The 11,534-nt window shown below is 37.6% G+C and carries 10 protein-coding genes; 1 reads left to right on the top strand and 9 read right to left on the bottom strand.

Annotation, left to right across the window (positions count from 1 at the left end; all coding sequences use genetic code 11):
- Nucleotides 1-204: 204 nt before the first annotated feature.
- The 3 genes from AC3WR0_RS08160 to AC3WR0_RS08150 all read right to left on the bottom strand — a co-directional run bounded on the left by AC3WR0_RS08160 (nucleotide 205) and on the right by AC3WR0_RS08150 (nucleotide 2,514).
- On the bottom strand, nucleotides 205-636 hold the full coding sequence (locus AC3WR0_RS08160; RefSeq protein ID WP_492551836.1) for a hypothetical protein: 432 nt from the start codon (nucleotides 634-636) through the stop codon (nucleotides 205-207).
- Nucleotides 637-1,061: 425 nt separating this feature from the next.
- A complete protein-coding gene (locus tag AC3WR0_RS08155) occupies nucleotides 1,062-1,460 on the bottom strand; it encodes a nuclear transport factor 2 family protein (RefSeq protein ID WP_492551835.1) in 399 nt (132 codons plus the stop codon).
- A gap of 136 nt (nucleotides 1,461-1,596) precedes the next feature.
- Nucleotides 1,597-2,514, bottom strand: coding sequence for a DUF1835 domain-containing protein (locus AC3WR0_RS08150; RefSeq protein ID WP_492551834.1), 918 nt, complete (start codon nucleotides 2,512-2,514; stop codon nucleotides 1,597-1,599).
- A gap of 464 nt (nucleotides 2,515-2,978) precedes the next feature.
- Between AC3WR0_RS08150 and AC3WR0_RS08145 the strand changes: the two genes are divergently transcribed.
- A complete protein-coding gene (locus AC3WR0_RS08145) occupies nucleotides 2,979-4,163 on the top strand; it encodes a hypothetical protein (protein WP_492551833.1) in 1,185 nt (394 codons plus the stop codon).
- A gap of 201 nt (nucleotides 4,164-4,364) precedes the next feature.
- On the opposite strand, the gene pepV is transcribed toward AC3WR0_RS08145, so the two are convergent.
- The 6 genes from pepV to AC3WR0_RS08115 form a co-directional block, all read right to left on the bottom strand.
- A complete protein-coding gene (gene pepV / locus AC3WR0_RS08140) occupies nucleotides 4,365-5,777 on the bottom strand; it encodes a dipeptidase PepV (RefSeq protein WP_492551832.1) in 1,413 nt (470 codons plus the stop codon).
- Between the two features lie 37 nt (nucleotides 5,778-5,814).
- Nucleotides 5,815-6,801, bottom strand: coding sequence for an ABC transporter ATP-binding protein (locus tag AC3WR0_RS08135; RefSeq protein ID WP_492551831.1), 987 nt, complete (start codon nucleotides 6,799-6,801; stop codon nucleotides 5,815-5,817).
- Complete coding sequence (locus tag AC3WR0_RS08130) at nucleotides 6,794-7,798, bottom strand: ABC transporter ATP-binding protein (RefSeq protein WP_492551830.1); 1,005 nt, start codon at nucleotides 7,796-7,798, stop codon at nucleotides 6,794-6,796. The genes AC3WR0_RS08135 and AC3WR0_RS08130 overlap by 8 nt, the downstream gene beginning before the upstream one ends.
- A 72-nt stretch (nucleotides 7,799-7,870) precedes the next feature.
- Nucleotides 7,871-8,767: an ABC transporter permease gene (locus tag AC3WR0_RS08125; protein WP_492551840.1), complete on the bottom strand. Its 897-nt coding sequence runs from the start codon at nucleotides 8,765-8,767 to the stop codon at nucleotides 7,871-7,873.
- Nucleotides 8,768-8,786: 19 nt separating this feature from the next.
- On the bottom strand, nucleotides 8,787-9,728 hold the full coding sequence (nikB, locus tag AC3WR0_RS08120; protein WP_027322928.1) for a nickel ABC transporter permease: 942 nt from the start codon (nucleotides 9,726-9,728) through the stop codon (nucleotides 8,787-8,789).
- Between the two features lie 89 nt (nucleotides 9,729-9,817).
- A complete protein-coding gene (locus tag AC3WR0_RS08115) occupies nucleotides 9,818-11,389 on the bottom strand; it encodes an ABC transporter substrate-binding protein (RefSeq protein ID WP_492551829.1) in 1,572 nt (523 codons plus the stop codon).
- Nucleotides 11,390-11,534 lie beyond the last annotated feature (145 nt).

The following is an 11,534-nucleotide window of genomic DNA, read 5'->3' as shown; positions in this document are numbered from 1 at the left end:
CGAGCGAATGGCTAGTTCTTACTCGGCGGGAATCCCACCCGCTATATGATACGACCTAGGCTCGGCCGCACACCTGCCCCGTTTGTCGATTAAGAAAAAAAGACCGCCGCAGCGACCTCTTTTTACCGGAATCCCATCTTGTGCTAAAGCTTCCGTTAGGTGAAGAAGCGAGATTATAAGTTGCAAAAAGTAACCTGCATTTTTTTATTGCCTTATTTCCTCATTATCTAAACCTAGAGGTGAAGCACATAGATTAATAAATAATATGTAAATTGGATACAAAATGACAGACCCATAAATCAGAAGACTAAATCTCGGAAAAAGTGTTACTCCCGCATTAATAGGAAAAACAACAGGAAAAAAAGAGAAAAAAAGAATAAAATATGGTACCCACAAAAGGAGTGACAAATTGCTATATTTCCTACCTATAGTCCATTTTTTTGTTAAGCAAATGAATAAAATTGTTGATAGTAGAAGCCCAATAATATTAATAGCGGCAATGACAATGTAAACATTATCCCATTCCCAACCAGTTAACGTACTAATATGAGATACATTTATTATGAGTTCGATTGCTATAAACAACGCTATAGCGTATAAGGCACTAATAGTATTTAACTTTATTAAAAATTTCATCATATTCCTCCTTATGAAGAAAAGCAACACATCTGGGTTAAGTTCTTATTCAATTGTAAACATTCATAAAGGAACTTGCACGTTATTTCAAGGAGAGAAAAGGCGTTATCTTCCTAGATCAACCCACCCTTTAGTTGAACAAGACCTAGTCTCTCTTATTTAATCAATCCCAATCCAATTATGCAATCCGTAAATTTCTGAGTTTTTTTCTATAGATATGCGATTGAAAACTCACTTATCAAATGAATATGTGGAAGTTCAATTTGAGATAAAAAAACATAAATTCGTTTAGGTTTACAAGAGAAATTACTTATAAAAAGTATAAAAAAGCTCAGGAATTAAGACCTGAGCTTTTTTATATATCGCTTATTAAACTAACGCTCCCCGAAGCAAAATGGGCCAACTTTAAAAAGTACTGGAACAAATTAAAAAATCCCATTCTCATTGATAATATTTTCTGGTATTGGTTGTCCTAAATCCCACAATTCAATTATTCTGCCATCTTGAAAACGGAAGATATGGACAAGAGCCACTCCTAGATCCTCCGGATTTTGTTTTACATATGAGTGAACCACAACGAGATCCCCCTCTTCGATAGCACGCTTAACCTCTAAGGTTTTGTCAGGGTTCTTGGATGAATCCTCTTCCATTGCTAACATGAGTGACTTTGCGTCCCCATAAAAAAAAGGATTATGATGAGAAAAACCATCACCTATGTGTCTTTCATATGCTTCTCTTACTTCACCAGAAGCAACGAGTTGCAGAAAAGAAACTGCTTTTTCTTTTTTGGAGACTGTATCAAATTTAGCATGTCCTTCATTCATTTGAATACATCCTTTCGTTATGTAATGCATTTATCCATAAATCGCCAATAGTAGCATCTGTTACTTCATTGTGGTTAAGGCTCAACTTCATTAAAATACTTTTTTGGGTGATTTGCATGTGTACCTGCATTAAACCTCATTTTTGTAAATGTACTCCACCAACCCACCAATCAATGCCCACAAACTCAATTCGATTCTTTTTCCCTTCCAATACGTCGAGTCCGTTCGCGGTTAGTTCCAACTTTGCATTCGAGTAAGGTTGAGGGTAATTTGGTAAAGGAATATCACTTTTAAGCAAAGGAAAAGGTGTGTTCATTAATTCATTTAGAATTGCTGCTAAATGAAGATCGCTTAATCCATCATTTTTTCTCTTTTCTTTTATGCATTGAAACAGGTCATAAAATAAACATGCACCTTTGTTTATCAATGATAGCGCTAAATATTCCACTTCATTTAATCCAGTACTTTTCGAGGGAAAATAACTATTATGGTTTTTAAGTACATTTAATAAAAATGGAAGCGAATGGTCCTCTAATAAGATCCATTTTTCAATATCAGCCTTATAATATGAGGTATATGCTTTCCAGCCAGTTATCGCCTCATGTAATTGTTCACGGGTTAATTTTTGTTTGGAATCAAGAAGTTCTATTAATTGTTCTGAAGATAACTGTGCCAAACCATAAAAAGGGGAAATACCAGGATACTGATCAATACTTATCATCGACAAATCTCCATAACCCTTAGAAGATAATTCCGTTATCAAATACATTAACATTGTTTGATCAAAACGGTCATGTTCAAACCAAAGTACAACCTCTTCTGATTTTGGTATGTTACTAAGCAGTTTTTCTTGACCTTCACAATTTTGAATAAAAAAATTGGAAGGAATCCCTAACTTTTCCTCAAAAAAACTTGCACGCATTTTTACTTGCTCTTCTTTTGACCAAATAGAGCTTAGTGGACCAAAATCATACATCTCTCTCCAAACAATGATTTCACCATCTATTTGTTTGATTTTATTACCTACAGCATCCCCATTTACAATATGTAACATCTTGATCCACCTCCCTGTTAATTAGAGAATAAATTTAACCTCAAACAGTATGATTCATTAGTTCTATTAATTCTTCATATATAAATAAACTCCTCCTAATCACAATTCTGGAATTGAATTAATAAAAATAACAAAAAACCTGTTACAGAAGTCCATCCTTCTATTAACTGACACCTCTGTTAACTTAGATATATTTTTTCACCAACATTTCCACATCGCAAGCAAGAATTTAGATAATCAAAAAATTTCGACAAAAATTCGCTATATTTATAGTATTTTTTCAGAATATATTTTATAATCGAAATTATATTAATTTCACTTGTATGAATATTTTTAATTTTTTTCTAACAACCGTAAACAAAGACATCCATTTTCTTCCGTTTGTAAGTTCTTTTTAATCGAATTCAATTCAAACCGAAAATGAACTTCTGGAATATTTTATTTATGATTTAAGGAGGATATATATGACAATTCATGACCCATTATTTGCAGCAATGTTAGTTCTCGGATTAGTTGCTCTAGGAGAATTTGTTTCTGTATTAACCCGAGCAAGAGTACCTATGTTACTAATTGCAATTCTAGGATTTCTAGTATTAATTTGGACAGGTGTCTTCCCTAAAAATATTGTGGAAACATCGACTTTTAGTCAGATAGGTGTATTAATGACAGGTCCTTTAGTTGTTCATTTGGGTACACTTATTCCATTGTCTTTAATGATTAAGCAGTATAAAGCTGTTTTAATAGCACTGGGTGGAACAGTCGTTGCCATTTGTTTAGTTTTACCAATTATTTCAATGCTCTTTAGTTATCAAACAGCTGTGGCGGGTATGGGGCCAATTGTGGGGGGAATTGTGGCTTTTATTGTTACCTCAGATAGGTTAAAAGAACTCGGTTTTGAAAATTTAGTAGCTATTCCAGCACTTGTCTTAGCTGTACATAAATTATTTGGAATGCCGGTTGCCTCTTACTTTCTTCGAAAATATGCAATTATTTTACGGGATAAAATGGATTTCGCGGATTCAAAAAAGTATGTTGCGGCAGCATTAGAGATGCCTTTACATGGTCATTCACCAAAAATTAAACCAAAAAAGAAATATGAATTTAATACAGCGAATGTTCTTTTATTTAAATTATTTCTTGGTGCTTCTATCGCAGCTGTGATAGGGAACTATACTGGAGTGAGTTCCACCATTTGGTGTTTAATCATTGGTGTAATAGGCACAAGGTTTAAATTTTACGACGAAAATATTATGGACAAAGCAAAAGCTTCAAGCATTGCGGTACTCGGAACCATTTTTATTGTGATCGCTTCAATGAGTACCGTAAGCTTCATTCAATTCCTACATTTTATACCACAAGTGTTGTCGATTATTATAATTGGTCAAATCGGTATTGTAGGGGGAGGTTTCATTTTCTCAAAATTATTTAAAATTCACCCTTATAAAGGGATGTCAATGTCCTTAACTTCCATGTTTGGTTTTCCTGCTGATTATATTTTATGTCAGGAAGTTAGCCGCAGTGTGGGACGAACCGAGGAGGAACAACAAACACTCTTAAATGAATTATCCCCGCCTATGTTAATTGCAGGGTTTTCTACGGTAACAGTTGCATCCGTTATTATTGCAAGTTTCTTAGTTAAAACTTTATAAAATCGAAAGATAGTAAAAGGTAAATGGATATCGAGGAAGAATTGAATCCAAGACAACTAGTTAGAGCAGTTACTAAGGATTGAGCACTATGATGAACAAGCTCAATCCTTTTTGTTTTATTTTTACAACGTTTTTTAAATTAACTTATAAATATTTGATTGAGTTTTTGTTATTGGAATAATCATTATTACGAGATGGTGATTATTTTGCTAATTCATAAATCGCCTGTGCATATATGGCCATCGCTTTGTTCATATTTTCTAAGTCAATATATTCATCCTTTTGATGTGCAGTATCTATTTCACCTGGGAAAAAAGGTCCGAATGCCACGCCGCTTTTCATGGCGCGCCCATACGTTCCGCCACTAATAGAAAGAAGTTCAGCTTCTTCGCCAGTTTGCTCCTCATATACCTTCTGAAGGGTTTTTATTAATTCATGGTTTTTATCCACATGGTGCGGTTCCTTATTAACATAACCAATTGTATAATTATAAGAATGTGCAGCACTATTCAATTTCCCTATTAACTTTTCAAAGTCTGTTGTTACAGGATAGCGGATACTTAACCCTAGGCTGGCATCTGCTTTATGATCATATGAGAACGTACCTGGGTTGATAGTCAACTTTCCGCTAATTTCATCTTCTACTGATATATCAAGTTTTTCACCGAAAAAACCATCCACAAAGTATTCATTTAGAAGAGTAATATAATTCTGGCCTCTTTGATCAAGATTAATAGCTTGAAGAAATTGAGCCATAATCAATCCTGCGTTTAGTCCTTTATATGGTTCCATTGCATGGTGGGAAATGCCTTCTAAATTCAAAGAAACCTTCTCTTGCTCCAGTTCAACACTTCCAGGTACATTACGTTCGTTTAAAAATGACTCAAACTTGTCTTTAATAATAGAAGCAGATTGATTTCCCGAAAGGGTGGCCTTCGCCTTATCAGGAACCATGTTTACTCTGTCACCTGCATTAAAAGTTTCCAGGATCCATTCACCGGTAACCTGCTCTGTTTTATTAAATCTTTGGGTAAAATGGCAGGATAAAATCCCTTTTTCTGTTGTTACAATTGGGAAGTAGGCATCTGGAGTAAATCCCATAACCGGCATCGGCTGTTTTTCAAAGTATTTTTGCATACCGGTCCATTCTCCATTTTCCTCATCAGTTCCAAAAATTAAGCGCACTTTTTTGTTTAAGATGAGACCCATATCTTTAATTATTTTTAAAGCAAAAACAGCAGCCATTGTTGGCCCCTTGTCATCATTAGATCCCCGGGCGTATAATTTCCCATTTCTTACTTCGGGAACGAAAGGGTCTGAAGTCCAATCATTTCCAGCAGGAACAACATCGATATGGCAAAGTACTCCTATTATCTCATCTCCAGTACCATAATCTGCATGCCCCGCATACCCATCCTCATTATGTACAGAAAATCCAAGTCCCTCGCAAAAATCCAGTATATATTGAAGTGCATCGGCAATTGGTTTGCCGAAAGGCCTACCTTCCGCTTTGGTTGTATGATCAAGGACACTTGGAATTCCCAAAATTTCGCATGTGTAATTTAAATAGGCTTCCTTCTGGTCCGCAGCTGCCTTTTTCCAGTTTACCTCCATTGAGTTCTCCCTCTTTTCCCCAGTTTATCTAGTTATATTAATTATATAAATGACATGCAACCGTGTGGCCCGGTCCCATACTTGCTCTCTCCGGAACTACTTTTCTGCATTTATCCATAACGAAAGGACATCTTGTATGAAAAATGCAGCCTGTCGGCGGATTGAGAGGTGAAGGTATCTCGCCTTTTAGCACGATTCGGTCTTTTTTCATTCCCGGTTTAGCTATTGGGACTGCTGACAGCAAAGCTTGTGTATAGGGATGCAGGGGATTTGAAAATAAGCTTTCCGTGGGTGCTTCCTCCATCATTTTCCCCAGATACATCACACCTACCCGATCCGAAATATGGCGGACAACACTTAGGTCATGGGAAATGAACAGAGAGGTAAGCTTAAACTCTTCCTGCAATTCCTGTAATAGATTGATAATTTGTGATTGTATGGATACATCGAGGCCGGATACTGGTTCATCCAAAATTAATATTTCGGGATTTGCTACCAGTGCTCTAGCCAAACCGATACGCTGTCTTTGTCCTCCTGAGAATTGATGGGGGTACCGGTAAAAGTGTTCTTCTCGCAACCCTACTTTATGAAGCATTTCGATCACTTTATCGGTCCGGTCTTTTCTTTCACCGATCGAATGAATGGATAAAGGCTCTTTTAACGTTTCACCAATTCTCATTCTCGGGTTTAAGGATGAAAAAGGATCCTGAAAAACCATTTGCATTTCTTTTTGTATCTTTCGAAATGCCTTTCCATTCTTCTGTAATATATTTTCGTTTTTATAAAATACTTTTCCTGAAGACGGTTCAATTAGGCGCAAAACCGCTCTGCCGGTTGTACTTTTTCCACAGCCTGACTCTCCTACCAAACCTAAGGTTTCCCCTTTATAAAGCTTGAAAGAAACATCATCAACCGCCTTCACCTGCAAGTTTTGAAATTTACCCTTTAGTCCTTTTACTTTAAAATATTTCTTTAAACCTTGTACTTCTAATAAAGGACTTGTGTGTTCCTGCTGGTTAGACATGTTCCACCTCTTCTTTCATGACGATTTTTTCATAATGCCAGCACCTTACCCTGTGATTCCCTTCGTGTACCCTCAGTTCTGGAGGCGTTTCCCTGCATTGTTCATCTGCAAAAGCACACCGGGTGGCAAAACGGCACCCTTTAGGGATATCATTTAAAGAAGGTACTGTCCCGCCAATGACATTAAGCTTCTTTGTACGGTCACCATCCATTTGAGGAATAGATTTCATCAATCCCATTGTATAGGGATGAAGAGGCTGGTTAAACAAGTCTTCAACCTCAGCTTCTTCAACAATCTGGCCAAGATACATGACTACAACACGGGTACAAATCTCCGCAACTACTCCCAAGTCATGTGTAATGAAAAGAACAGCCATTCCAAGTTCTTTGTTCAATTCCAATATCAAATCCAGTATTTGTGCCTGAATCGTAACATCCAAGGCGGTAGTTGGTTCATCCGCAATAAGTAATTTAGGTTTGCAGGCCAAGGCCATGGCTATCATCACCCGCTGCCTCATACCTCCTGACAGCTGGTGGGGGTATTCTTTTACTCTCTTTTCTGGTGAAGGAATTCCTGTTAATCGAAGTAATTCCACAGCCATGGCGTGAGCCTCTTTTTTCGGGTGTTTCTGGTGTAACATAATGGTTTCCCTTAATTGATAGCCAATTGTGAAAACCGGGTTTAAAGAACTTAGTGGATCCTGAAATATTATTGAAACTTCATTCCCGCGGATTTTTTCCATGTCCGAAACTGTATGCTTCAGTAAATTTTTGCCCTCAAGCATAATTTCACCGTCATATTGAGCTGTAAATTTTTCATCAAACAGGCGCAGAATGGATTGTGCGGTAACACTTTTTCCACAGCCTGACTCCCCAACAACACCCAATATTTCACCCTTCTCGACGTTAAAAGTTATACCGTCGACTGCGGTAACTCGCCCTCGGTCAGTGTGAAAATGGGTTTGCAGATTTTTAATCTCTAAAAGAGGTTGCTTCATCTGGTACCCTCCCTTTTAATTCATTTAATTAATCTCTTATTCTTTCATTCAGCGATATGTAAAAAATATTCCCTACTTCTTTGTATTGGATTGTGGATCAATGAGGTCCCGTAGTCCATCTCCAAGAAGATTTAATCCTAATACAGTCAAAATAATAAAAAGACCAGGGAACACTGTAATCCACCAGGCATTATAAATAACCAGCTTTCCATCAGACAAAATATTGCCCCAACTGGGGTCTGGCGCTGGTATTCCAGCTCCCAAAAAGCTTAAAGTTGCTTCAATAATAACAGCCTCTGAAAAAACAAAAGTGGCCTTTACCAATAGTGGGGAAATGGTATTGGGTGCTATATGACGCCAAATAATCCGCCAGGAACTAGCCCCCTGGCTCTTGATAGCCTCGATATAGGTTTCCTCCCTTACAACCAAGGCTCTCGACCGAACAATCCTGGCAATTTCCGGGGAGAAGACAATGGTTAGCGCGATCACTACATTCCCTGTCTTTGCTCCAAGCACCGCCATTAATGCAATGGCAAATAAAATCGCGGGCAGCGATAATAGGCCATCACAAATTCGCATAAGAAAATTATCCAGGTATCGATAATAGCTGGCAGTTAAACCGACTGCCATCCCAATAACTGATGCCAACAGCGCTGATGAAAACCCAACCAGCATGGAAACCTTTGCTCCATAGACAATGCGGGTTAATAAATCCCGGCCAAAATTATCAGTGCCTAATAAATGATGGGCATTTGGACCGTGGAGCCGGTCTTTCACTACCATTTGGTATGGATCGTAAGGTGTGAATATCGGGCCAAAAATAGTGATTAAAAGCAAAAGACTAATAATAACACTACCGGTTATCACTGATTTATTTGATAAAAAGCGGCGAAAAAAAAGCGATCTTTCCTGCTGTTTAAGGTCAATTTTTATCTTATTAGTGTTTAGATTACTTTCGACAGCATTAATGTTTCATCCCTCCTAAAAACTAGTATTCTACCCTTGGATCAACAATGATATATATTAAATCAATTAACAAATTAATCATTACATAGAAAAAGGCAACCATTAGAATGACTCCCTGGATAACCGCATAATCTCGGCTTTGGATAGAGTTTAAAACTAATTGTCCAATCCCCGGAATATTAAATATCGTTTCAATTACTACAGCGCCTGCCACCAGCAGCCCAAAGGTCTGGCCGATAACAGTTATAATAGGTAGTAATGCATTCCTTAACGCATGTACATAAACCACAGAACGTTCTTTTAATCCCTTTGAACGGGCCGTCTTAATAAAGTCCGCATTCAAAACCTCCAGCATGGAAGAACGGGTCATGCGGGCAATCAAAGCAGATTGGATAATTCCAAGAGCCAGTCCCGGTAATAATATATGCTGCAAATGATTCCATAACCCGCTGCTTAATGGTTCGTACCCTGCTATAGGCAGCCACTGAAGCTTTACTCCGAAAACCAGCATAAGCAATAATCCGAACAAAAAGCTAGGCACCGCCATTCCGGTTAATGTAAATCCCATGACTAATTGATCTATATATGAACCCCGGTTTTTTGCAGCTAGGATTCCTACTGGTACTGCAATTAATATGGCAATGATTTCTGCCAATACGGCTATCGAAATAGTGGGTCCTAAATGATCTAAAATCGCAGTTGTGACTGGTTCATGCATAAAGTATGAATTTCCCAAATCACCGTGAAACACGGCTATCAGCCAATCAAAATACTGTTTATATAATGGCTGGTTAAAGCCCAATTGCTCACGCAGTTCTTTGATTTGCTGTGCTGATGCATCCTGTCCTAACATGACAGAAACAGGATCCCCTGGTGTTAGAAATATAAGTAAAAAAACCACAATAGAAACAATTAATAAAACGGGAATCAGCGAAAAAACGCGTTTTAGGACATAAAAAAACAATAAACTCCCCCCTAAAAGGACTCTTTCTCAATAAAATCGATATTAGCTAACACCCTCCCGTGCTGATGCAGCGGGAGGGCAATTTTTATTTATTCTGCTTTCGTATTCCAAACAACAGGTCCCTGGAACATCGTAAAACCTTTAACTTTGTCAGTTGCAGCTGCTACTAAACTATAGGTTCCAAAATTAGTCGCGGGCATATAATCATTCCAAGCATATTCCTGTAAATCAGCCCAAAGCTTTTTAGCTTCGTCATTGGATGGTGACTTGTTAATCTTAGATAACAAATCAGCGATTTTTGGATCCTCTGTCCAGCCGTGATCATTTGGAGTCAAGTAAAGAATCTGAGCAGGAGTGGTTACGGTTGAGTAGCCGGAGACTAAAATGTCCCATGCTCCCGGATCTTTTCTTTTTTCTAAGAGTGTTGGCCAATCATAGGTTTCCAATTTTACATTCATGCCGATATCGTGCAATTGTCCCTGTAGAACGACCGCTGAATTATACAGTTCACTGTAATCCTTTGTAACAATAAGTTTTACTTCCTGGCCATTATAACCGGCATCAGCCAATAGCTTTTTGGCCTTTGCAGCATCAGCCTGATTATAAGAATCTTTGCCGTTTTCACTGTACCAGTCTTTTTGATCCTTGTTCATATAGCCATGGTCCAGTTTAAACAATTCTTTATTTGCAAATGTAGCCATCATAATATCTTTTTCATTGATTGCAGCGTTAACGGCCTGCCTCATAATTTTGTCAGAGAATAATTTGCTCTTTTTATTATAGATAGCAACTAAGTTGCCATATGGATCAAGTGAGGTTTTAACCTTAGAATTATCCTTAACGGTTTTATATTGTTCAAACGGAACATCAGAAACGATATCATATTCTCCAGTCTGTATAGCAGCTAAACGCGTAGATGCATCTTTGACAATATCGAAATATAAATCATCAACAAGAGCTTCCTTTTTTCCTGCTAAACCGCTTGATTCAGAATCTACTGGCTTATAATCCTTGAATTTCCCCAGATGAATGTATTGATTTTGTTTTTCTTCAATAAATTTGAATGGACCTGTGCCTATATATTCTGTAACCCCTTCCGGCTTAGCTTTTTCAGCTATTTCCTTCGGCATTATGGCTGGGAACTGTTTCGTTGATGCCAATATGTTTAAAACACCAGAGGATGGTTCAGGAAGATCCATTGTGACTGTATACTTATCCGTTCCCTTAAATACAGCATTTGGAATGACACTTTGCGCTGCTGAGGAGAGTTCCTTCCATCGGTTCATAGATGCCACTACATCGTCTGAGGTCATCTCTTTGCCATTATGGAACTTAACACCTTTTCTTAAATGAAAAGTATACGTTTTGCCATCTGTGCTCTTATCAACTGATTCTGCAAGCATAGGAACCGGCTGATAATTAGCATTAGGTGCTACCAGTGTTTCGAAGATATTTCTGGCAACAGAAGCAGTATCAACTGAATTTGTTGCAACTGTGTCAAGTGTTGGCGGCTGTGCTGACAAGGTTACCTTTAATTCTCCGCCGCTGGTTTTCTTCTCCCCTTTTGTGCCGCTGCTGTTGGCATCTTTGCTGCTGCAGGCAGATACAGTTAGAAGCAAGATTGAAATTATAATGAAAATAAAACTTTTTTTCCCCCTCATTTTAATACCCCCTAATTTAATAGATATCTTTAAAATTGAATTTCGTGGCTCTCTGAAAATACGAAATCTTTTTGTCATTAATCATTAAATTCAAAAAGACTTGAATAGAATTTACGTATAATTAATGAATTCGTAGAAACTTACG

The sequence above is a fragment of the Neobacillus sp. FW104-15D2 genome (assembly GCF_058790155.1).
The sequence above is the reverse complement of the archived record's forward strand: the minus strand, read 5'-3'. Positions and strand labels throughout refer to the sequence as shown.